The 21,831-nt window shown below is 36.6% G+C and carries 19 protein-coding genes; 8 read left to right on the top strand and 11 right to left on the bottom strand.

The window, feature by feature from the left end; all coding sequences use genetic code 11:
• Positions 1-34: 34 nt before the first annotated feature.
• Both ACMHJ2_RS03260 and ACMHJ2_RS03255 read right to left on the bottom strand, forming a co-directional pair.
• The gene (locus ACMHJ2_RS03260) at positions 35-5,536 is read right to left on the bottom strand and encodes an alpha-2-macroglobulin family protein (RefSeq protein WP_413511527.1); all 5,502 of its coding nucleotides are present in this window, start codon (positions 5,534-5,536) and stop codon (positions 35-37) included.
• A 14-nt stretch (positions 5,537-5,550) separates the two neighbouring features.
• Positions 5,551-5,988: a nucleoside deaminase gene (locus ACMHJ2_RS03255; RefSeq protein ID WP_413511526.1), complete on the bottom strand. Its 438-nt coding sequence runs from the start codon at positions 5,986-5,988 to the stop codon at positions 5,551-5,553.
• Between the two features lie 189 nt (positions 5,989-6,177).
• Between ACMHJ2_RS03255 and ACMHJ2_RS03250 the strand changes: the two genes are divergently transcribed.
• The 3 genes from ACMHJ2_RS03250 to ACMHJ2_RS03240 are packed head-to-tail and all read left to right on the top strand — an operon-like array spanning position 6,178 to position 9,871.
• On the top strand, positions 6,178-7,941 hold the full coding sequence (locus ACMHJ2_RS03250) for a 1-deoxy-D-xylulose-5-phosphate synthase (RefSeq protein ID WP_413511525.1): 1,764 nt from the start codon (positions 6,178-6,180) through the stop codon (positions 7,939-7,941).
• Positions 7,938-9,152, top strand: a complete 1,215-nt coding sequence (locus tag ACMHJ2_RS03245; RefSeq protein ID WP_413511524.1) for a DUF3078 domain-containing protein — start codon at positions 7,938-7,940, stop codon at positions 9,150-9,152. Before ACMHJ2_RS03250 ends, ACMHJ2_RS03245 begins: the two co-directional genes overlap by 4 nt.
• Positions 9,153-9,169: 17 nt before the next feature.
• Positions 9,170-9,871 carry a porin family protein gene (locus tag ACMHJ2_RS03240; protein WP_413511523.1) on the top strand — a complete coding sequence of 234 codons (702 nt, stop codon included), beginning with the start codon at positions 9,170-9,172 and terminating at the stop codon, positions 9,869-9,871.
• Between the two features lie 25 nt (positions 9,872-9,896).
• Here ACMHJ2_RS03240 and ACMHJ2_RS03235 read toward each other — a convergent pair whose 3' ends face one another.
• The 6 genes from ACMHJ2_RS03235 to ACMHJ2_RS03210 form a co-directional block, all read right to left on the bottom strand.
• Positions 9,897-10,508 (bottom strand): hypothetical protein, encoded by a 612-nt coding sequence (locus ACMHJ2_RS03235; protein ID WP_413511522.1) that lies wholly within the window; start codon positions 10,506-10,508, stop codon positions 9,897-9,899.
• Between the two features lie 39 nt (positions 10,509-10,547).
• Positions 10,548-12,002 carry an RNA polymerase factor sigma-54 gene (gene rpoN / locus ACMHJ2_RS03230; RefSeq protein ID WP_413511521.1) on the bottom strand — a complete coding sequence of 485 codons (1,455 nt, stop codon included), beginning with the start codon at positions 12,000-12,002 and terminating at the stop codon, positions 10,548-10,550.
• Between the two features lie 110 nt (positions 12,003-12,112).
• A complete protein-coding gene (asnS, locus tag ACMHJ2_RS03225) occupies positions 12,113-13,546 on the bottom strand; it encodes an asparagine--tRNA ligase (protein ID WP_413511520.1) in 1,434 nt (477 codons plus the stop codon).
• A gap of 233 nt (positions 13,547-13,779) precedes the next feature.
• Positions 13,780-14,343: a ribosome recycling factor gene (gene frr / locus ACMHJ2_RS03220; protein WP_413511519.1), complete on the bottom strand. Its 564-nt coding sequence runs from the start codon at positions 14,341-14,343 to the stop codon at positions 13,780-13,782.
• Between the two features lie 7 nt (positions 14,344-14,350).
• The gene (pyrH, locus tag ACMHJ2_RS03215) at positions 14,351-15,070 is read right to left on the bottom strand and encodes a UMP kinase (protein ID WP_413511518.1); all 720 of its coding nucleotides are present in this window, start codon (positions 15,068-15,070) and stop codon (positions 14,351-14,353) included.
• 46 nt (positions 15,071-15,116) lie between these two features.
• A complete protein-coding gene (locus ACMHJ2_RS03210; protein ID WP_413511517.1) occupies positions 15,117-15,911 on the bottom strand; it encodes a patatin-like phospholipase family protein in 795 nt (264 codons plus the stop codon).
• Between the two features lie 69 nt (positions 15,912-15,980).
• Between ACMHJ2_RS03210 and ACMHJ2_RS03205 the strand changes: the two genes are divergently transcribed.
• Positions 15,981-16,583, top strand: a complete 603-nt coding sequence (locus ACMHJ2_RS03205) for a thioredoxin family protein (protein ID WP_413511516.1) — start codon at positions 15,981-15,983, stop codon at positions 16,581-16,583.
• Positions 16,584-16,593: 10 nt separating this feature from the next.
• Here ACMHJ2_RS03205 and ACMHJ2_RS03200 read toward each other — a convergent pair whose 3' ends face one another.
• A complete protein-coding gene (locus tag ACMHJ2_RS03200; RefSeq protein WP_413511515.1) occupies positions 16,594-17,220 on the bottom strand; it encodes a YiiX/YebB-like N1pC/P60 family cysteine hydrolase in 627 nt (208 codons plus the stop codon).
• Between the two features lie 197 nt (positions 17,221-17,417).
• Between ACMHJ2_RS03200 and ACMHJ2_RS03195 the strand changes: the two genes are divergently transcribed.
• The 4 genes from ACMHJ2_RS03195 to ACMHJ2_RS03180 all read left to right on the top strand — a co-directional run bounded on the left by ACMHJ2_RS03195 (position 17,418) and on the right by ACMHJ2_RS03180 (position 20,208).
• The gene (locus tag ACMHJ2_RS03195; RefSeq protein ID WP_413511514.1) at positions 17,418-18,923 is read left to right on the top strand and encodes an aldehyde dehydrogenase family protein; all 1,506 of its coding nucleotides are present in this window, start codon (positions 17,418-17,420) and stop codon (positions 18,921-18,923) included.
• Positions 18,924-18,936: 13 nt separating this feature from the next.
• Positions 18,937-19,317: a DUF779 domain-containing protein gene (locus ACMHJ2_RS03190; RefSeq protein WP_413511513.1), complete on the top strand. Its 381-nt coding sequence runs from the start codon at positions 18,937-18,939 to the stop codon at positions 19,315-19,317.
• A 345-nt stretch (positions 19,318-19,662) separates the two neighbouring features.
• Positions 19,663-20,022, top strand: coding sequence for a hypothetical protein (locus ACMHJ2_RS03185; protein WP_413511512.1), 360 nt, complete (start codon positions 19,663-19,665; stop codon positions 20,020-20,022).
• 27 nt (positions 20,023-20,049) lie between these two features.
• Positions 20,050-20,208 (top strand): hypothetical protein, encoded by a 159-nt coding sequence (locus ACMHJ2_RS03180; protein ID WP_413511511.1) that lies wholly within the window; start codon positions 20,050-20,052, stop codon positions 20,206-20,208.
• A gap of 98 nt (positions 20,209-20,306) precedes the next feature.
• Here ACMHJ2_RS03180 and truB read toward each other — a convergent pair whose 3' ends face one another.
• Both truB and ACMHJ2_RS03170 read right to left on the bottom strand, forming a co-directional pair.
• On the bottom strand, positions 20,307-21,008 hold the full coding sequence (gene truB / locus ACMHJ2_RS03175; protein WP_413511510.1) for a tRNA pseudouridine(55) synthase TruB: 702 nt from the start codon (positions 21,006-21,008) through the stop codon (positions 20,307-20,309).
• Between the two features lie 2 nt (positions 21,009-21,010).
• Positions 21,011-21,820: an undecaprenyl-diphosphate phosphatase gene (locus ACMHJ2_RS03170; RefSeq protein ID WP_413511509.1), complete on the bottom strand. Its 810-nt coding sequence runs from the start codon at positions 21,818-21,820 to the stop codon at positions 21,011-21,013.
• Positions 21,821-21,831: the final 11 nt, after the last annotated feature.

Genomic DNA, 21,831 nt, shown 5'->3' with positions numbered 1-21,831 from the left:
CCCTGTATTTATCTTGTTGATTAGTAAATTAATTTTATTTGACTACTTCTACCCATTGTCCGATCGTGCGGCAACGGTAAGAATTATCGTACATGGCATTGGCTTGAACACCTGGTAAATAGTAGTTTCCTAAATAAGACGCATTTAGCGTTACTTTTAGTGTTTTTGTACTATTGGCATTTAAAGTAAAGTAAAAAAGCGATCGATCATCTCGGATATCGGTATAGTCCACTTGATTTTGTGCTCCACCCGCATCCGTATAACGCAAATTGACAATCTCCCAACCCGATGGAACAATGTGAGTTAAAGCCACGTTTTCAATACTTCGGTTGCTGGTATTTGAAATGGTAAGGTCACAAATAAATTCTGTTCCTTGTTCGATGCTGGCTGGATTTAAAACTACTCCAGTAGTAGAGCGATACGTTGTTTTAATCAGTAAGTTACTTTGATCCGCTTGCTCTTGGCCAACAGGTAAAATACCGCTAGAAGTTAGACGTGCATAGAGAATGGCATCACTTTTATTTTGAATGGCTAATGCATTGCTAGATTTGATATTTTTCAACTCTGCACTAACCATTGCTTTGGTTGTGTTTACTGTAGCTGCTTGTCCATTGTATGTATATTGCGTATGAATACCGTCACTTGGTTTATTGACGTTTACATATTTCGATATAGCATTTAAGGCATAAGCGGTAGTTTGCGTACTCATCCATTGAGAGGATCCTAATTTATTAGCTAATTCAATTGCATATTCATGGGTTTTAATTTTATTCCCACCACTGTTCATTAGCGTTTCCAATACCATAGCTAAATTTCGTTCATACGAACCATAGTAAGAATAACCTGCAATTTCATCTAAGGATAGATTGGCAATTAATTTTTGAGCCGCTTCTTTTTGTCCAGCAAGAGCATAAGCTGCTGCCAAACGGAATTTTGTATTCGTAGAGATACCTTGAGTTTCTCTTAATCGGTTCATTGAAGCTACATCAGGTTGCCCTGCTAATGCTAAGGTATACAGGCGATAGGCTTGTGCAAAATCAGTAGCATAACGCGGATTGTATTTCCATTGACGCGCTATTTTTTGTTGGTATGAAATCCAATTGGCTTTGCTATTTACAGGTAGAGCATATCCTTTTTTCTCTGCTTCAACAAAGAAATGACCCACATAAGAAGTAGCCCAATCATCGGCATAACTATTGCCTGGCCAATACGCAAAACCTCCATCGGAGAATTGTCGTTGAGCTAAGCGTTGAATCCCTTCATTGACGTTGCGTTGGATACTTTGCTTTTTGCTGTCATCCAAAGTAACTAAATCATTGAGGTAAAGCTGTGGGAATACCCCAGATGTAATTTGTTCCGTGCAACCATGTGGGAAAGTAATTAAGTAATTTAAACGCGTAGTTAAGTTGATATTTGGAAAAGTAGAAAGCTCTAAGGTTGCTTTATTACTTCCTGCAATACCAAACGGATTCCAATCTAACGTTTCTTCACTTTGCGCGTCAAGGCTAACTACTTGGGTACGGGTTGTGATTGGATTTGGATTTAAAACATCCAATTCAATGCTATAACTCGCTTTTTCTTTGCCCGAAGTAGCTTCAATTTCAATTTTTGAAATTCCTGTTTTATTAGCTACTTCCAATTCAAAATAAGCCACTTTTTCGTCTGGTTCGCTAAAGGATAATTGTTGAGTTGAAGCACCTGTTAGTTTAAATTTATCATCTGTTTTTACTGAAATTTGAACATTTTTCACGTGTTTTTCCATGGCAAAAACAGTAACAGGTAACGTTATTTTTTCACCAGGTACGGCTCTTCGAGGCAAGGAACCTAAAATCATCAATGGATTATTCACTTTTACCGTTTTATCAGTATGTCCATACGCGCGTTGTTCGGTATTAGAAGCAACAATCATGGTTCGAACAGAACCGATGTATTTAGGCAATTTGATTTCATGCGAAGCCATTTTGCCTTTTTCTACAGTATAAGGTCCTAAGAAAATAACAACGGGTTTAAAGCGATTGGCTTTTTTTACTTGTCCAGCACCTAAATCCTCATCTCCACCAATACTAAATACTTGATTAATCGTACCTCCATAGGCTCCAATAATGAAATCAAAAACATCCCATGTACGAACACCTAGGGCTGATTTGCTGTAGAAGTTTTGCCACGGTGTTGGCGTTTTAAAATGAGTTAAATCCAAGAGACCATCTTCAACAATAGCTATCGTATACGTCATTTTGTGTCCATTTTTTTCTTTCACTTTTAAGGTGAATTTTTCTTCAGGACGCAATTTGTCGGGCATAAGTATTTCGGGCTCAAGCTTTGTTTTTTTATTGTAAACACTAATAGGCGCTATTCCATATAAACGGATAGGCGCATTATTAAGGGTGTAAGCATGCGGTTGAATAAGGGTAATCGAAAGATAAGCATTCGGAGCCATAGCTGCTGTTGCAGGTAATTCAAAAGTCGTTTCTCCTTGTTTGGTTTGTACCCAATGCGTGGCTAAAACACTGCTACCGCTTTCGACAGAAACTAAGGCTCTTCCACCTTCACTCGAAGGGAAAGATAGTTTTATCTTTTCGTCAACGGTATATTCTTTTTTATCCGTAGCAATAGAAAGAGCGATGGCATCTTTGCCCTCTTTGTGTTTCGTTTTTGCTGACCAATAAGGCCAATCTACGTACACCTGTTGAGAAGCAATGTGCCCGCTGTTTAAATTGGTGATTACTACTTCATAGCTCCCCCAATCTTGTTCCGGAATATTTAATTCATATTTGGTTGCCCCATTGGGTGAGGTCGTTAGATTGTCCGTGCGATACAGACTATAATAATCAGAAGCATTGTAATTAGATACACCCGATTCGTTTGAACTCCACCACCAGTATCCTTTTTTTCTATAGACGTCGACTTTTACATTTTGTCCCAATGTCTTGCCATTGCTATCTACAGTTACCACAGAGAAAGCTAAAGGCTTGTCGGTTTCATAATACCCGTATTTATTGGCTTCGGGTGCTTTAATTCCTACATAACTTGCAAAGGGAGAGTAGGTCAAGGTCGACACATCTGTCGACACATCTCCACCATTTTCATACACTTTGGTTGTCAGAATTGCTTTTAACATCGCTGAGTTTTCTACGGTATTTTTTAAATTTAGGGCAAACGAAAAAGCACCATTTTCATTCGTTCTACCGGAATAAACATTGATGTCTTCCGTTGCATACGTAGATAAACTGTTGTTGAATCGATATTGAGGATAGGTCTTAAAAGTAGTCTGTTCAGGAATTAATTTAATTTGAACATCAGCTTTTAAATTTTTAGCTGTACTTCCTTGTAACCATTCGATGGTATAGTCAATTTGCTTGTTGTAATAATCAGACGTAATAACTTTACCCTCTGCATTATTTTTGATTTTTAAGCGATTGGGTTTAATCGTTTCGACTTTAATTCGCTTGTAAAACTTAGCACCTCCCACTTGAATTACCGCTTCCCAATTTCCAGTTGGCGCTTCTTCTGCTGTTTTTAATTTAAAAGCATAGTGATTGGCCGCATTTTTCTTTTGCACTAGCTGTTCCGTTACTTTTCCAAAAGGATCGGATAACGTCAATTTGATCGGGTGATTTTCTGGTAAAGGATTGGCGATATCATCTAAAATAAAACCAATATGAATATTATCCCCTGGACGCCAAACACCGCGTTCAGTATACACATACCCATTCATTCCTTTTTGCAAAGTAGTACCATCTACGTCGTAATTACTTACTGATAAGGCATTGGCTTGGTCTATCTTGAGGTAGGTTGTATTGGTGTCTTGTTTAGCAATGGCAAAGTACGCTTTGTTTTTACCCAAATTTACTTTGGCAATCCCATCCTTGTCTGTTTTAGCAGAAGCTAGCAATTGTTGTTGATAGCTATAAAATTCAACCGTAGCACCATTAACTGGAGCTGTAGTTAAGATATTCGTAACAATAGCCGTATATACATTGTCATTTCCTCCTTTTACAATCAGACCTAAATCACTGGCCAAAACATTGATGGTTGGCATTTGCGTATAATAGTAATAAGCCTCTGAGCAAGGATCCTCGCGCTCCTCCCATGGATAATAACGGTAGTAATATTCATACTCATCATCTTCTGGAGATACCTCTTCATCTGCTTCAGTATCAATATCTTCTTCACTATCCGATGCACAGTTGATAGCATACGATTTTTTAAAGGAGAATTTAATGTGATAGATAGCACCTGGATCCGGTTTGATAAGCGTTGATAAATCGATGGCATATGCATTCCATCGCATAAGTGCTTTTGGATCCGGATTCGTCAATTCTATCGTTGTTTTTGCAATAGGTGCGGCAACCGTATAGAGTGAATACGAACCATCCAAATTGTTAGATTGTAAAAATTGTAAAATATTATTTTGATATATTTTATACACTTTTATATCTACGGCTTTTAAGGAAGTCGCTTTAAAGTTGATTTTTAAATTTTCAGAAGACGGTAAAATAGTACCGTTTTGCAAGACTTGTACTTCCGGTTTAGGAATAGCAAAAGTGATGTTTTCTGTATGAGTACGATTTAACTTATTGCCATAACTATCGATAATACCCTCTTCAACCAAAAGAGTAACTTCTTCAGGAAGTGCTTTTTCACTGTATACTTTCACTAAATTTCCTTCAGTTAAGAAAGTAAGTGGTAGACTTTCTAATCCTTGTAAACGAATTAATCCATCAAGAGTCTGGTTCTTCTTAATTGGATTTGAAAAGTTTATAGCAAAAGCGTGATTATCGCCTATAGTGGTTAAAATCTGATGCACCTGAAATACATCTTTCGCAGGAATAGCAAAATCTTGTGTCGTTTTTTGATCCAATTGAATGGATTTAGCATCCATAGTTAAGGATACTTCACTCGCTTCTTTCTGGCGTTTGATTCCACGTATAGTAAAAGGAAATTCTTTAGCTTCTTGTGTGGCATTGGTTTGAAAAGACAACTCAAGCGCCTGTTTACCTTGTTGTACGGAGGTTATTTTTTGGATAGTTTCTGTACTAACCCAATCACTAGATTTTAGAACCCCATTTAGTATATAAGTGTCTTTATCGGCAGATTGTAAATCCGAAAATTCTGTAGTAAACTGTTGAGGTACCGTATGTACTAAGAATGAAAACGTTTGCTGTTCTTCTCCTTCAATGGCAGTGATTTTTCCTAAGTGAAAGGAAATGTAATATTTTTGATCTTGTTTCAATTGCTCCGCGGGTTCAAAGCGGAGGGTTTGATTAGGTAAATAATGTAATTTTCCTTTTACTGCGGGCGAGATAGTAAATAATTTTGAATCAATCTCTTCCTGATCTTTCCAATTGCCCCAGTTTTTGGTTAAGGCAATATCAATGGGAGATTTGGACGAAATCATTCCCGTCGTAAAAGCACTTATGTATTCACTAAAATCCTTTGGATCGGATAGGGGAAAGTCTTGAGATGCGTCTTTTTTACAAGCTTGTAAAAGCCCTAAAACAAGACACATCAAGGTTAGTAAAATTCTTTTCTTCATAGCATTTTATAATTTTATCTTCTTTTTTCAAAAAATGAACGCATCAGTTCTGCGCATTGATCAGCTAAAATTCCTTGGGTAATCGCTGTTTTTGGATGGAGTTGCCCACCCATGGTTTGAAAACCTCTTTTTTCATCCTTAGCTCCCCAAACGACTCGTGATATTTGACTCCAATACAAAGCCCCTGCACACATCTGGCACGGTTCTAAAGTTACAAATAAAGTACATGATTTCAGGTATTTAGCATCTAAATAATTTGCAGCTGATGAAACAGCTTGCAATTCTGCGTGAGCGGTAACATCGTGTAGTAACTCCGTAAGATTATGACACTTAGCAATTATTTTGTTGTCCGAAACGACAATTGCGCCTACGGGAATCTCGCCTTTGTCGAAGGCTGCTCTTGCTTCGCTCAGGGCTATTCGCATAAAATATTCATCAGTGAATATATCCATTCCTTATTTTTCTATTTAAAGCAAAGTTAATTGAAAAAGGATTTCACTTCGTATCATTTGTGAAAAATCACTATTTATAATGGGACGGATTGCAATTATACGCTAGGAGAAGTATTATTTGATAGGATTCATTCGCAACTAAAAACAAAGTTGTAATTTTGTTCTTACTAAAAAGAACACACCTGTCTTATGCTATTAGAACAAATCCAAGATCCTTCTGACTTAAGACATTTGAGTTTAGCTCAACTTCAAGATTTAGCGGTCGAAATTCGACGCTGTATTATTGAGGTTGTTGCGACCAAAGAAGGACATTTAGGTGCAAGCTTAGGCGTAGTTGAATTGACTATTGCCTTGCATTATGTTTTCAATACACCCGATGATTTACTCGTTTGGGATGTTGGACACCAGGCCTATGGACATAAATTGTTGACTGGCCGTCAGGCTGTTTTTCACACGAACCGACAAAAAGGAGGAATCAGTGGATTTCCCCATCGCGAAGAAAGTGCGTTTGATGCTTTTGGAGTAGGGCATTCATCCACGTCTATTTCGGCGGTTTTAGGTATGGCGATTGCTTCCAAATTAAAAGGCAAACCCGACAGACAGCATATTGCTGTTATAGGCGATGCTTCTATTGCTGCAGGAATGGCTTTTGAAGGACTTAATCATGCGGGAGTTAGTGATGCTAATATGTTGGTGATTTTAAACGATAATGCCATTGGAATCGATCCAAGTGTTGGTGCTTTGAAAGATTACTTAACCTCCGTGAAAGAGGGACGCAATCACAAGCGAAATAACATGATTAAGTCCTTGAATTTTGATTATCGAGGACCTGTTGATGGCCATGATCTAAAAAAGCTAATCAAAGAATTAACCCAATTAAAAAAGCATAAAGGGCCTAAGTTTTTGCATGTAATTACTACCAAAGGGAAAGGCTTGAAACAAGCAGAAGAAAACCAAGTGACCTATCATGCACCTGGTAAGTTTGATAGTGCAACAGGTGAATTGATTCTCAAAGAAGAAAGCGAATATCCAACCAAATACCAAGATGTTTTTGGACATACCCTCGTAGAACTGGCGGAAAAGAATCCTTTGATTGTAGGGATTACACCAGCTATGCCAACCGGTAGTTCCATGAAGTATATGATGGATGCATTTCCAGAACGTGCTTTGGATGTTGGAATTGCGGAGCAACATGCAGTTACATTAGCTGCAGGTATGGCAACCCAAGGATTAATTCCGTTTTGTGCCATCTATTCTACCTTTTTACAGCGCGCGTACGATCAAGTCATCCACGACGTAGCCTTACAAAAACTGCCAGTTGTATTTTGTTTGGATCGCGCAGGATTAGTCGGAGAGGACGGAGCTACGCATCAGGGTGTTTTTGACTTGGCCTATTTAAACTGTATCCCCAATCTAGTCATTGCCGCTCCCTTAGATGAAATTGAGTTGAGAAACTTATTGTATACCGCGCAATTGGGAATTGATACCCCTTGGGCAATTCGTTACCCTAGAGGAAAAGGAATCAAAAAAACCAATTGGCGAGAAGCATTTGTAAAAGTTAACGTATCGATAACTAAAAAATTAAGAAAAGGCAATAAATTTGCGATTATTTCCACAGGAGTTATTGGAAATAATGTAATAGAAGCCTTTAAAGAATGCGAGACCAGTGACTGGTCCCATTACCATTTTGCATTTGTAAAACCATTGAATGAAGGTGAACTGCATGACATCTGTCAAACGCATTCACACCTTTTTACAATCGAAGAGGGAGTGATAAAAGGAGGATTCGGAAGTACAATCGCTCAATTTGTAGCACAAAATTACCCTGGTATATACGTTGAGAATTTAGGGGTTCCCGATGTTTTTATCGAACAAGGTACCGTAAAGCAACAACAGCAAATGTGTGGAATAGACGTAGATTCAATTGTTAAATTAATTCGTGAAAAGTTTTGAATAAGATAAGTAAGATTGCTTTTTTGTCTTTAGTAGTAAGTTTAAATGGAGTAGGTAGTTTTGCTCAAGAAGTACCCCAAAGTCCAGTAGTTAATCCTCAACCGGAGAATCAGGTGACCAAAGATACAGTGAAGGTGCAAGAAAATCCATTTAATCCTTTAATGAACTTTTTACCGCCTAAAAATTATGCGGAAGAAGATTTGTTGATGAATTACATGAATATGGGAAGAAATGAGGACACTGCATTTTTTAAGCCGGAAGTTTTCGTAGAAAGAAGCAAACCTAAATATAGTCAAATTAAGACTAAATTCAACCCTCAAATTCAATTGTCAGCCCTTCCTGTAAACAATGAAATTATTGGCTATTGGGAAAAGAAAAATAAGGTAGGGTTAGATTTTAATCAGATTGCTTTTGTCAATTGGAGTGCCGGAGGTGATAATTCAATTTCAGGCTTGCTAAAAGGTGATTTTAGTAGAAAGTATATCAAAGGGCGTTTGATTTGGGACAATGTCTTAAACGTGCGCTATGGGGTAAATAAACAGTCCGATAGAGAGTTGCGTAAAACAGACGATGTTTTAGAATTAAATTCTACTTTTGGGTATAAATCTTCCGTAGCATCCGATTGGTATTATGTGTCTAAATTAAATTTTAGAACGCAATTTACAGATGGATATAATTACCCCAATACAGATAATCCCGTTTCCAGATGGTTTGCACCTGCTTACTTATTTGTCGGTATCGGGGGAGAGTATATGGATTCTAAAACCGGAATAAAGTATTATATTTCACCTTTGACGTACAAAGGTACTTTTGTAAATGATCAACGATTAGCCGATCAAGGCGCTTTTGGTGTTGATTCAGCGATTAAAGATAAAGATGGCACGATTCTAAGACACGGAAAGAATTATAAAGCTGAAATTGGTCTATTAGTGAGTACCGAATGGAAAAAAGAAATATTCACCAATATATTTATTGATACAAAATTGACGTTATATAGTGATTATATCGATCGATTTGGGAATATTGATGTGATGTGGGACTTAAAACTGGATATGAAGGTGAACGATTTTGTACGTGCCAATGTTGGCGTTAATTTGGTTTACGATGACAACGTAAAAAACAAAGTGGAACGTGGCGGTGTACAAGTGATAGAAGGTCCGAAAGTTCAATTTAAACAAACCTTAGGAGTGGGCTTGGTTTATTCCTTTTAATTTTAAAAAATAGCGCGATGAAGAACGTTTTTTTACTCTGTTGTTTCTGTTTCACAGCCTCTTTTTCTTTTGCACAAGAACAAGGATTAATCGATGAGTTGACTAGGGAAAACGATAGCATCGCTGCTTTGGATTATAAATACAGAGAAGATCAGTTTTATTTTGGCTTGTCACATACGCTAATACAAGGAAAACCCGCAGGACTTAAATCAACTTCTGTTTCCTTAGGGGTTGATATTGGTTTCTTGAGAGATTTTCCAATTAATAAAAGTCGTACCCTTGCTATAGCACCTGGTTTTGGTTTTTCATATCAGAATTTGCGTACGAATCTGGGAGTAACGGCAGATAAAGAATATGTTGTACTAGATGATTTTAAAAGAAATAGCCTCTCATTGCACACGCTTGATTTTCCCATTGAATTGAGATGGAGAACGTCAACGCCAGCGAGTCATAAATTTTGGCGTACCTACGTTGGATTTAAGGCGAGTTATGTATTGGGAAGCCGTTTAAAAACATCTACAGATCAATACTCAACCACAGTTCGGGCAGATAGCAACATCAATAACTGGTTGATGGGAATGTATGTTGGCGCAGGCTTTAATACCTGGAACTTTTATGCCTATTATGGGTTAAATACCATTTACAAAGAAACGCCAATAACAGGAGATGCTGAAAAGTTGCGACTGTTTAAAGTAGGCGTTATATTTTATATTTTATAAGAAAGAAGAGCGATGAGCTCTTTTTTTATTGGGCTAAAAGCACCCAACAAAGAAGTTGAGGAACAAAACCAATCAATCCGCCAACGAATACTTCATACGAAGTATGTGCTCTTAAATACAAACGCGCACTCGCCGTTAATCCAGTAAACAGAATACAGCCAATTAATAGAATTAAAGCGGCTGTGTTTTGATGAAGGAGTAAAAGGATAAAGAAGGTTAATCCAGCAGTTAGTAAAGCCGTATGCACACTGTATTTCTGTTTAAATAAAGCACTAACTAACAAAAGGGAATACGTGCCAATAAGCCCCCAAAAATAAATTTTTAATTCATACGCGCTGTTGTTGTATAATACAAGCGATTTGAGTGTATACAGCAGTAGAATATTGATCGCAAAAGGAAAGATTCGCTCTTTGGTTTCACTGACCATTACACTTGATTTAAGTATGCGTAAAGAGCGCATCAAGTAGTAGATGGAAATAGGAATGAAAAAGGTTACAAGAGCTACTTGACTGAGGATAATCGATAATTCAAGTGGCGAAAAATAAGCATACTGAACAAAAAAATATAACCCAACCGTTTGTAAAGGCAATAAAATGGGATGAAAAAGAAAGGAAACAATTTGGGCTAGTTTCTTCATAATTGCCTGCCTCTTTTTAGAATTAGTGGGTTGTCAGTTTTATATTTTCTTTCTCATTCGAGCAACAGGAATGTCTAATTGTTCCCTGTATTTAGCCACAGTTCGTCGAGCAATAGGATAGCCTTTCTCTTTGAGTAGTTCGGCTATTTTATCATCGGGATAAGGCTTTTTCTTGTCCTCCTCTTGAATGATGTTTTCCAGTATAGTTTTAATTTCAATGGTAGATACCTCTTCTCCTTGGTCATTCATCATGGCTTCAGAAAAGAAATGTTTGATCAACTTTGTTCCATAAGGAGTATCCACATATTTGCTGTTAGCCACCCGTGAAATAGTTGAAATATCCAACCCGACTAAATCCGCAATATCCTTTAAAATCATCGGTTTTAGTTTAGTTTCATCTCCCGTTAAAAAATATTCCTGTTGATAATGGATAATAGCACTCATCGTGACGTATAGCGTTTCTTGACGTTGTTTAATCGCATCAATAAACCATTTAGCGCCATCTAGTTTTTGTTTGATGAATTGAACCGCATCTTTTTGAGAAGCACTGGCTTGTGAAGAATCCTTATATGTTTGTAACATCTCTTGGTAATCGCGAGAAACATGCAATTCAGGTGCATTTCGATTGTTTAAGGTAAGTTCAATCTCGCCTTCTACAATTTTGATTGTAAAATCGGGAATTACCTGTTCTATGAATCGATTTGATCCTGTAAAAGCCCCTCCAGGTTTTGGATTTAGCTTTTCAATTTCATCAATGGCTTTACGCAATTGATCTTTTGTAATTGTGTATTTTGCTAAGAGTTTATCGTAGTGCTTTTTTGTAAAAGCATCAAATTGATTCTCGATTATATCTTTAGCTATAACAATAGCATCCGTAGCGGTTTTGTGCTTGAGTTGCAACAACAAACACTCTTGTAAATCACGTGCACCTACACCGACTGGCTCCAATTCCTGAACAAGCGCTAAAATAGTGGCAACCGTTTCAAAATCGGTATATATACCTTGCGTGAAGGCTAAATCATCCACAATATCTTGAATATCTCTGCGGAGGTACCCCATTTCATCAATACTTCCTACTAAGAATTCAGCAATTGCTCGATCTGCCTCAGAAAGAATGAAGGTGTTCAATTGATTAATTAAATTTTGATGAAAAGATTCTGTAGCAATAATAGGTGCTTCATAGTCCTCATCATCAGAACTGTAATTATTAGCTTGTAATTTGTATTCGGGAATTTCATCGTCGCTTAGATAGTCGTCAATATTAATATCTTCCGTATCAATGCGTTCATTGTCAAAGTCGTCAAAATCACTATCTAAAGTATCAAAATCATCCGCACTTTCTTCTTTTCCTGTTTCTAAAGCAGGGTTTTCAATTAACTCTTCCTTTAACCTTTGTTCAAAGGCCAAAGTAGGTAATTGAATTAACTTCATCAACTGGATTTGCTGAGGGGATAATTTCTGAGATAGTTTGAGTTGTAAACTTTGTTTTAGCATGCTAAATAAATTAACGAAATAAAAATGTTTACTTTTAATCGATATTCCTTCTAAGATAAAGAAAAAACAGAAGAAAAGTAAACATTTGAAGGATTAGTTTCTAAGAGTAATTAAAACTCTGCATTTTGTGGCGTTCTTGGAAAAGGAATTACATCTCTGATGTTAGTCATACCTGTAGCGAATAATACTAAACGTTCAAAGCCAAGACCAAATCCACTGTGCGGTGCTGTTCCAAACTTACGGGTATCTAAATACCACCAAAGCTCTTCTTTGTCGATTCCCAAGGTTTCCATTTTTTCTAAGAGAACGTCATAGCGCTCTTCTCTTTGAGAACCGCCAACAATTTCTCCAATGCCTGGGAATAAGATATCCATCGCGCGAACGGTTTTTCCATCTTCGTTCATACGCATGTAAAACGCTTTAATTTCTGCCGGATAGTCAAATAATATTACCGGGCATTTAAAGTGTTTTTCTACTAAAAAACGCTCATGCTCACTTTGTAAGTCAGCACCCCATTCTTCAATAATATAATTGAATTTTTTGTTTTTATTTGGTTTAGAAGCTTTTAATATATCAATAGCTTCTGTATAGCTCACACGTTTGAAATTGTTTTCCGTTACAAAGCGAAGCTTTTCAATTAACGACATTTCACTGCGTTCTGCTTGTGGTTTATTTTTTTCTTCTTCTTGTAATCTTTTTTCTAAGAAAAGTAAATCATCTTGACACTTATCTAGCGTGTAGGTAAGGACATATTTAATGAAATCTTCCGCTAAATCCATGTTGTCTGCCAAATTGTTGAAAGCAACTTCAGGCTCAATCATCCAGAATTCAGCTAAGTGACGCGATGTATTCGAGTTTTCCGCACGGAAAGTAGGACCAAAAGTATATACCGACCCCAAGGCCATTGCATACGTTTCAGCTTCTAATTGTCCAGATACCGTTAAGTTAGTGGCTTTGCCAAAGAAATCTTCTTTGAAGTTGATAGCTCCTTCTTCGGTTTTTGGAATAGCATTTAAATTAAAATTGGTTACTTTAAACATTTCACCCGCTCCTTCAGCATCTGATCCTGTAATAATTGGCGCATTAAAATAGAAGAAACCATTATCTTGGAAGTATTTGTGTACAGCATAAGATAAAGTACTTCGTACACGCATAATAGCACCAAAAATGTTTGTTCTAATTCTCAAGTGTGCATTTTCACGTAAAAATTCTAACGAGTGTTTTTTAGGTTGAATTGGATATTCTTCCGGATTGGCTTCACCATAAACTTTTAAGTTTTCAACTTGGATTTCTACATTTTGTCCAGCTCCTCTACTTTCAATTAGGGTACCTCTTACAGAAATAGCTGCTCCTGTGTGAATTTTTTTTAATAATTCAGCAGGAAACTTATCTAAGTCAACAACACATTGAATGTTATTGATTGTCGATCCATCATTTAAAGCAATAAATTGGTTGTTTCTAAACGTTTTTACCCAACCTTTTGCCTTTACTTCATGCAAAAGTCCTTTTCCACTAAGAAGATCGATAATTTTGGTGTGTTTCATTTTGATTATATTTTTGTTACCTCGTAGATCAATTCTTTGAATTGAAATACGAACAAATGTACTAAAAAAACAATAGATATTTGTGTAAAATAACCACGTTATTAAGCAAAGATTACGAATTAAATCCAGCTTTTGGGAAGAAGTGAACCCTGGAATATTTCAAAAGAAATAGAAGTAATCAAAAAGGTTTGATAAGTATATAAAAAGAAAAAGTCCGCATCTGCGGACTTTCATTATACTTTAAGAATTTCTTCTTCTTTTTTGGCTAAGATATCTTCAATTTTCTTGATGTAGTTATCTGTTATTTTTTGTACCTGTTCTTCAGCATCTTTACAAACATCTTCAGAAACACCGTTTTTTTCTTCTTTTTTGATATCGTTATTGGCGTCTTTACGCGCATTTCGGATACCAATTTTAGCTTCTTCTGCTTCCGTTTTAGCTTGTTTGACCAAATCCTTACGTCTTTCTTCCGTTAAAGCAGGAATATTGATAATGATATTCTCTCCGTTATTCATTGGGTTTAGACCTAAGTTGGCAATCATAATTGCTTTTTCAATAGGTTGTAGCATGGCTTTTTCCCAAGGTGTAACCGTAAGTGTACGTGCATCAGGCACATTAACACTTGCTACTTGAGATAAAGGAGTTTGAGAACCGTAGTAATCTACAAAAACACCACCTAACATTTGTGGGCTTGCTTTTCCTGCACGAATATTTAATAAAGATTTTTCTAAGTGAGCAATAGAACCGTCCATTGCCTCTCTTGCACTTGCAATAATTAAATCTATTTCTTCTGTCATAACGTTATTAATTAATGTTTACGGAAACAGTAGTACCTACTGAATCATCTCCTTGGCAAACTTTTAGTAAATTGTTTTCTTTATTCATATCGAATACCACAATCGGTAATTCGTTTTCTCTACTCAATGTAAATGCCGTAGTATCCATTACATTTAATCCTTTTGTCAATACATCACTAAAAGTGATTTGTTCAAATTTAACCGCCGTAGGATCTTTTTCAGGATCTGCATTGTATACCCCATCAACACGGGTTCCTTTTAAAATAACATCCGCATTGATTTCAACTCCACGTAGTACCGCAGCGGTATCTGTTGTAAAATAAGGGTTTCCTGTTCCTGCACCAAAAATAACAATTCGACCTTTTTCTAAGTGGCGAACCGCTCTTCTTTTGATATAAGGCTCAGCAACAGCTTCTATTTTCAAGGCGGTTTGTAAACGAGTTAACATTCCTGCATCTTCTAAGGCTCCTTGAAGTGCCATTCCGTTGATAATCGTTGCAAGCATGCCCATATAGTCACCTTGTACACGATCCATCCCAACACTAGCGCCTGCTACTCCTCTAAAAATATTACCACCACCAATAACAATAGCTATTTCAACACCTAAATTATGTACTTTTTTTACTTCAGCTGCGTACTCAGCTAATCTCTTAGGGTCAATTCCATATTGATTCTCTCCCATTAAAGCTTCTCCACTTAATTTAAGTAGAATTCTTTTGTATTTCATGGATATGATAGTTTTAAAGTTTTGCAAATATAAAGATTATATACTACTATAAAACAGCTTTTGCGAATTTATACGCATGATTTTTAAAGGTTCTTGCCGCAGCTTGATAACCCAGGTCAAATATTTCGTCCATTCGTTGCTTATTGCGTTCAAAAGTGGAGTATTGCGTGATGTGATGGGATTCAATTAACCAATCACACAAAGCGGATTGGGATCGATTGTGATTGGCAGCCATTAAATCATACGCCCGTAAGGCAACAGAACGCATAGAGGTTAAATTTTTGGCATCGAGCTGTTCAATAGGACATACATTACTGCCGATTAAAAAATCACAGTCTTCTCGAATTAAATCGGTAGCAAAATTATTGAGAATTCCGCCATCACTATACAGTTGATCTTGAACTGAGTGCGGAGAAAAGATAGCAGGAAATGCACTGGATGCTAAGATAGCATCTATCACACGCGTAGTAGAATCAAATACATGTACTTCCCCTTTGGCAATATCGGTTGAGTTTATTACTACTTTGATGGGCAAATCGTCTAAGGTTCGATTCTCAAAAATAGAGAACAAGTATTTTTCAAAAGAATTAGAGTCAATTAAACCCGCTTTTTTAAAAGTAAAAAAATGCCAGTTTAATACATTGACGGATTTGAAAAAATCTAGTATTTCGTGGGGGGTTAAACCAAAGGAATACAAACAAGAAACAATAGATCCAGCACTAGTTCCCACAAGTATTTTGGGTTGAATGCCTTGTTCTACTAAGAATGAAATTACACCCGCATGAGCAATCCCTTTATAGCCTCCACCAGATAAAGCTAAACCTATTTTAGGCGTTTTCATAAATAAAGTATTGAAAGATTATTGTTTAAAAGACTAACTTTGAATTCGAACTAATAAAATTACACAAAAATGAATGAAGTCGAAGTAAAAGAATTGAATAATAGTTTATCCTATTTGGAGTTTCGCACTTTTGTAACAGAAGCTTTACAAAACAATCCTGAAAAACTTCACCTATCTGCAGACTATTTGCCGTATGCTGAATTAAACGAAGCGCGTTTACATCGCTTAGATAAAACCTTACAAGTGGAAAATGAGGTTGCTTTGGTGATGGAAAACTTGACGAACGATTATATTTGGTTAGTTATTTCTGAGTGTTGGTGTGGAGATGCAGCTCAATCAGTGCCTATGCTTAATAAAATGGCTGAACTAACGGATAAAGTAGAATTGCGTATCCTGTTTCGCGATCAAAATTTGGAATTAATGGATCAGTACTTAACCCATGGAGGTAGAGCGATTCCTAAATTATTGGTTGTAGACAAGGCATCTTTAAAGGTACTCGGACAGTGGGGACCACGTCCTGCAGATGCCGTGAAATTAGTTGCTGACTATAAAGCTGAATACGGTCAGTTTGATGAGGATGGAATCATTTTGTTGAACAAATGGTATACCAAAGATAAAGGTCACCAAGTACAGCAAGAAGTAGCTGAACTGATGACCTCCATAGATAACTAAAAGTGGATGATTACTCTTGTATGACAGGTCCTACAATAGTGATTTTTTTTGATAAAGAGATCCCCGCAGGATTGCATCCTAAGGCACCTTCGGGGATTATTTGATTTAATTTTTCAAAATACTGAACCCAGACTGGGAAAAAATCCCCTGTATACTTTGAGCGATAGGTCATCGGGTACATATGAAAAAATTCTTTGTTTTTATTGGCCGCTTTAAAAGCATCATAAATCAATTCTGAACAGTAGTATTTGCCATTTGCATATAGGTAATTGTCATCATAAGGAATCCCTATTTGTTTTAAAGCAAAGGCTTTGGCTGCTGGAATTATTTTTTCATATTTAGGTAAAACTCTTCCTAAATACATGGTTTCTGAAGTTTTACTTAGAAATTCATCCAAAGGAGTGAGGGTGACTGCTGGCCAAGTAGCTTCTACTACTTGCAAACTACCTTCTTGTTCAAGTACCATTCCCATGTGATTGAAGTTTAATCCTTCATAGCCATATGTCACTTCATTGATGGCATCACATAAGGCGCCGCAATTTAAATTCTGAAAAATAAAATCTCCCTCTTTGAATGCTGTCGGTTGTGCATAGGTTAGGGTGCAGAATAACCCGAGTAAGGCTAGTATTTTTTTCATATCCTTTTTCCGTTTTGACAAAAGTAAAACTATCCGCATAGATACGCAATTGAAAGTGTAAAAGCTTTGTAATTCAAATGAAATAGTAGCTTTTATCTGATGTGTTAAATATTTGTGTAATGATTTAAACGGCTTTGTCTTGAAACATAATTAATTGTATATTAGGAGAATTAACCATTAAAAAAAACGAAATACGTATGACAAACAACATTCAATTTCCAAACTTTAAAGAAAAATACGGTAATTATATTGGTGGACAATTTGTTGATCCAGTAAAAGGAAAGTACTTAGATTCAATTACGCCAATTACGGGTAAGGCATTTACAAAAGCAGGTCATTCTACTGAAGAGGATTTGATTCTGGCTATTGATGCTGCAGAAAAGGCTTTTGAAACATGGAGTAAAACTTCCGCTACAGAGCGCAGTAATATCTTATTTCGCATAGCAGAACGCATGGAGCAAAATCTAGCATACATTGCTCAAGTAGAAACGGTAGATAATGGAAAAGCAATCCGTGAAACGCTAAATGCGGATATTCCCCTAGCCATTGATCACTTTAGATATTTTGCAGGTGTTATTCGCGCAGAAGAAGGATCGGCTGTTGAATTAGACGAACATACAGTTTCTCTGATTATTCATGAACCCATTGGTATTGTTGCGCAAATTATTCCTTGGAACTTCCCTATTTTAATGGCAGTTTGGAAATTAGCACCTGCCTTAGCAGCAGGAAACTGTGTGGTTTTAAAACCAGCCGAGAGTACGCCTATTTCAATTATGGTTCTGATGGAATTGATTGGCGATTTAATTCCTGCGGGTGTAATTAATATTGTCAATGGATTTGGTTCTGAATTAGGACAGAAATTAGTGACGAATCCCAAAATCAACAAAGCTGCCTTTACAGGGTCAACAGCAACAGGAAGATTAGTCATGCAATATGCCACAGAAAATATTATTCCTGTAACGCTAGAACTAGGTGGGAAATCACCCAATATTTTCTTTGAATCTATCATGGATCACGACGATGAATATTTAGATAAAGCAATCGAAGGGGCTGTTTTATTTGCGTTCAATCAAGGAGAAATTTGTACCTGTCCTTCTCGTTTGTTGATTCAAGAGAGTATTTATGACAAATTTATTGCACGTGTTATCGAACGTGTAAAAGCAATTAAAGTAGGAAATCCACTGGACCCAACAACTATGATGGGAGCACAGGCTTCTAAAATGCAACAAGATAAGATTAGCGCGTATTTAAAACTAGGGAAAGAAGAAGGTGCTGAAGTTTTAGTAGGCGGTGAAGTGAATCACTTAGGTGGCGATTTAGAAACGGGATATTATATCCAACCAACCCTGTTTAAAGGACATAATAAGATGCGTATCTTCCAAGAAGAGATCTTTGGACCCGTTTTGGCGGTGACAACCTTTAAAGATGAAAAAGAAGCTATTGAAATAGCCAACGATACACTCTATGGTTTAGGAGCGGGCGTTTGGACGCGTGATGCACATCAATTGTATCAAATCCCGCGCGCTATTAAAGCAGGACGTGTCTGGGTAAACAACTACCACAATTACCCTGCAGGTGCACCATTTGGAGGCTATAAACTATCAGGTATTGGACGTGAAAATCACAAGATGATGTTAGGTCATTATCGTCAAACTAAGAATATGTTGATTTCTTACAACAAGAATAAACTAGGATTCTTTTAAAAAACTAAATCAGATGTCGAAAGTTAGCCGTATTGAGGTAACGGATAAAGCCAAGGCTTTAATCCTGGAACTACAAGCCGAACATGGAGACTTGATGTTTTATCAATCTGGAGGGTGCTGTGAAGGTACACAACCCATGTGTTTTGTAAAAGGGGGGTATTACTTAAGACGCCGAGATGTGAAAATTGGAGAGGTTTGTGGCTTTGACTTTTGGGTCGATCGCGATTTATTTGAGTATTGGAAACACGCGCATTTTACTTTAGATGTAGCAGATGGTTTTGGTACAGGCGGATTTTCGCTAGAAATACCCAAGCAGAAAACCTTTGTGATACAGTATCGTATGTTTACACCCGAAGAGCTCACAAGGCTTGAGGACGTAATTTTAAATGAATAATTGCTAATACGATGAACAAGAGGCTATCCTGCAAAGGATAGCTTCTTGTTTTTAAGGGATAAGGAAGTAGGTCTTTAAGGCTTACTTCCTTTTTTATAGCTTGCATGACGGAGTAAAAAAGGTTAAGCTGTCAAGTTTTTTATCAACTTTAAATAAAATCTGGTTTTAAATTTGGTAATGCTCCAAAAAACGCCATTTAAAATATGAAAAAAATAAAAATATATTGGTTTTTTAACTGTTGGTTTTAGTGACTGCTTCTTGTCTTGTATTAACAGAAGCGAGAAAAATGATAAGATAAAAGTCGAACCAAGTAAAGTAATGAATTGGAAACAATTTTAAAGTGATTTGGAATTAGTAAAGAAGGAAGAACTTAATGAATTGCCTTTAGGTTTTGGTGTTTTTCCTGTAGCTGAATATGATTCGGAAGGAAATGGAAGCACAGAAGAAAATTTAGAATTGTGCCATTCAAAGTTTATTATGCAGAGTGTTTTTGTGTATCAAGGGGATTACAATACTTCTTTTTTTGAAGAGGCAAATAACGCAGATGAAGAATTAATCTATTTCACGATTCTTGTTCATTCCGATTGGAATTCATCTGGATCTACTATGGTTTCGTCGAGAAATCATCCTGTTTACCTTGCTCAAAGCTCGATTGATATTGATGAAGAAAGAAAGGTGAAGTGGATTGCAGTTCACGAAAATTAAGGAGAAAAAGATTTAGCAATAGTTAATATGAAACATTTTGACCTTACAAGAGGGAGGTTAATTGTAGTTTTTCCTGAGGAAGATGGATCTTTAAGATTCAAACAAGTAGCTACTAAACAAATGAATATTGCTGACTTGAAGCGCTATATTGAAGCGAATAAAAGAGAATTATGTTCAGAATCTTAAGGAAAATAAGTAGTGTAGGGCAATCATAGTTTTGAACATTAAAATCAACGGTTTGTTTATTTTCTTGATAAAGAATATAAACGAACCGTTATGATTACTTATAAACTCTTTAAAACTGCCTCTTCAAAAGCCTCCATACTAAAAGCATTTGCCACATCATACGCCCCGATTTTAGTACGGCGTAAGGCCGTTAAATGCGAACCGCTGTTGAGTTTTATACCAAAATCAAATGCTAGAGAGCGAATATACGTTCCTTTGGAACAAGCAACTCTAAAATCAATTTCAGGTAGTGCAATACGCGTTAATTCAAAGGCAGAAATGGTGATTGGACGCGTATTTATTTCCACTTCTTCCCCTTTTCTCGCGTGTTCATACAAGCGTTTTCCGTCTTTCTTTAGTGCAGAGAAAATAGGAGGACGCTGTTCAATTGTACCTATAAAACTAAGTTTAGTTTGCTCCATCATTTCTTCCGTGATATGATCAATAGGGAAAGTCTGGTTAATTTCTGTTTCTAGATCATAAGAAGGGGTTGTCGCTCCAAGACAAAAAGTACCCGTATATTCCTTTTCTTGACCCTGTAGTTCAGAAATTGTTTTTGTCGCTTTTCCCGTACAAATCAGCAACAAACCTGTAGCCAATGGATCTAACGTTCCCGCGTGTCCAACCTTTATTTTTTTGAGTCCATATTCCTTTTTTAACAGCCATTTAATCTTGTTAACGGCTTGGAAGGAAGACCAATGTAAGGGTTTGTCAATGAGTAAGACTTGACCTTCTTGAAAAGCTTCTGCTGAAAATTGCATGTTTAGTTTTTTAAGTATCCGAAATAAACAAGTAAGAGAACTCCAGCTATAATGCGGTAGTATCCCCAAGGTTTAAATCCATATTTTTTGATAATGCCAATGAAAAATTTAATCGCTACGATAGAAACAATAAAAGCCAATACATTCCCTAAAAGGAATAATTTTAGATTTTCCGTATTGTCAAAAAGCAATTCGTAACCCATTTTTCCGGATTCATATTTTTTAAATACAATCGAATAAACCGTTACCGCAGCCATAGTAGGAACAGCTAAAAAGAAAGAAAATTCAGCCGCTACCTGACGAGATAAGCCTTGTTGCATTCCCCCAATGATGGAGGCAGCAGAACGACTCGTCCCAGGCATCATCGCTAAACATTGCCAAAAACCAATAGAAACCGCTTGTTTGACGGTAATATCTTCCTCTCGGGTTGTTTTGGGATTCTTGAAGTATTTGTCAATAAAAATTAAGACAAATCCACCAATGATTAGCATGATTGCAATGTATATCGTTTGACCTAAAACAGCGTCAATTTTATCGTCTAATAGTTTGCCTAATACTAAAGCAGGCAGAACAGCAAAAACCAGTTTTTTATAGAATGAAATACGACTGAAATCAAAAAACTTACGCCAATATAAAGCAACAACAGCTAGAATGGCTCCAAATTGAATTGCCGTTTGAAATAGTTTTACAAAATCATCTTCCTGAATCCCGTAATAAGAGCTTAAAAACACCATGTGTGCGGTGGATGAAACAGGTAAATATTCAGTAAGTCCCTCTACAATTGCAAGAAGGATGGCTTGTATTAAATCCATGAAAAATTAGT

This window comes from Myroides odoratus, assembly GCF_965118575.1.
In the GTDB taxonomy this organism is placed as follows: domain Bacteria; phylum Bacteroidota; class Bacteroidia; order Flavobacteriales; family Flavobacteriaceae; genus Flavobacterium; species Flavobacterium odoratum_B.
Note: the sequence above shows the minus strand (reverse complement) of the source record. Positions and strands in the feature narration are given on the sequence as shown.

Coding starts and splice junctions, on each gene's coding strand:
- ACMHJ2_RS03190 (WP_413511513.1), top strand. CDS start 18,937: ATGTCGAAAGTTAGCCGTATTGAGGTAACGGATAAAGCCAAGGCTTTA.
- ACMHJ2_RS03200 (WP_413511515.1), bottom strand. CDS start 17,220: ATGAAAAAAATACTAGCCTTACTCGGGTTATTCTGCACCCTAACCTAT.
- ACMHJ2_RS03255 (WP_413511526.1), bottom strand. CDS start 5,988: ATGGATATATTCACTGATGAATATTTTATGCGAATAGCCCTGAGCGAA.
- ACMHJ2_RS03205 (WP_413511516.1), top strand. CDS start 15,981: ATGAATGAAGTCGAAGTAAAAGAATTGAATAATAGTTTATCCTATTTG.
- ACMHJ2_RS03250 (WP_413511525.1), top strand. CDS start 6,178: ATGCTATTAGAACAAATCCAAGATCCTTCTGACTTAAGACATTTGAGT.
- ACMHJ2_RS03235 (WP_413511522.1), bottom strand. CDS start 10,508: ATGAAGAAACTAGCCCAAATTGTTTCCTTTCTTTTTCATCCCATTTTA.
- ACMHJ2_RS03195 (WP_413511514.1), top strand. CDS start 17,418: ATGACAAACAACATTCAATTTCCAAACTTTAAAGAAAAATACGGTAAT.
- pyrH (WP_413511518.1), bottom strand. CDS start 15,070: ATGAAATACAAAAGAATTCTACTTAAATTAAGTGGAGAAGCTTTAATG.
- ACMHJ2_RS03170 (WP_413511509.1), bottom strand. CDS start 21,820: ATGGATTTAATACAAGCCATCCTTCTTGCAATTGTAGAGGGACTTACT.
- ACMHJ2_RS03260 (WP_413511527.1), bottom strand. CDS start 5,536: ATGAAGAAAAGAATTTTACTAACCTTGATGTGTCTTGTTTTAGGGCTT.
- truB (WP_413511510.1), bottom strand. CDS start 21,008: ATGCAATTTTCAGCAGAAGCTTTTCAAGAAGGTCAAGTCTTACTCATT.
- rpoN (WP_413511521.1), bottom strand. CDS start 12,002: ATGCTAAAACAAAGTTTACAACTCAAACTATCTCAGAAATTATCCCCT.
- ACMHJ2_RS03180 (WP_413511511.1), top strand. CDS start 20,050: ATGAAACATTTTGACCTTACAAGAGGGAGGTTAATTGTAGTTTTTCCT.
- asnS (WP_413511520.1), bottom strand. CDS start 13,546: ATGAAACACACCAAAATTATCGATCTTCTTAGTGGAAAAGGACTTTTG.
- ACMHJ2_RS03240 (WP_413511523.1), top strand. CDS start 9,170: ATGAAGAACGTTTTTTTACTCTGTTGTTTCTGTTTCACAGCCTCTTTT.
- frr (WP_413511519.1), bottom strand. CDS start 14,343: ATGACAGAAGAAATAGATTTAATTATTGCAAGTGCAAGAGAGGCAATG.
- ACMHJ2_RS03210 (WP_413511517.1), bottom strand. CDS start 15,911: ATGAAAACGCCTAAAATAGGTTTAGCTTTATCTGGTGGAGGCTATAAA.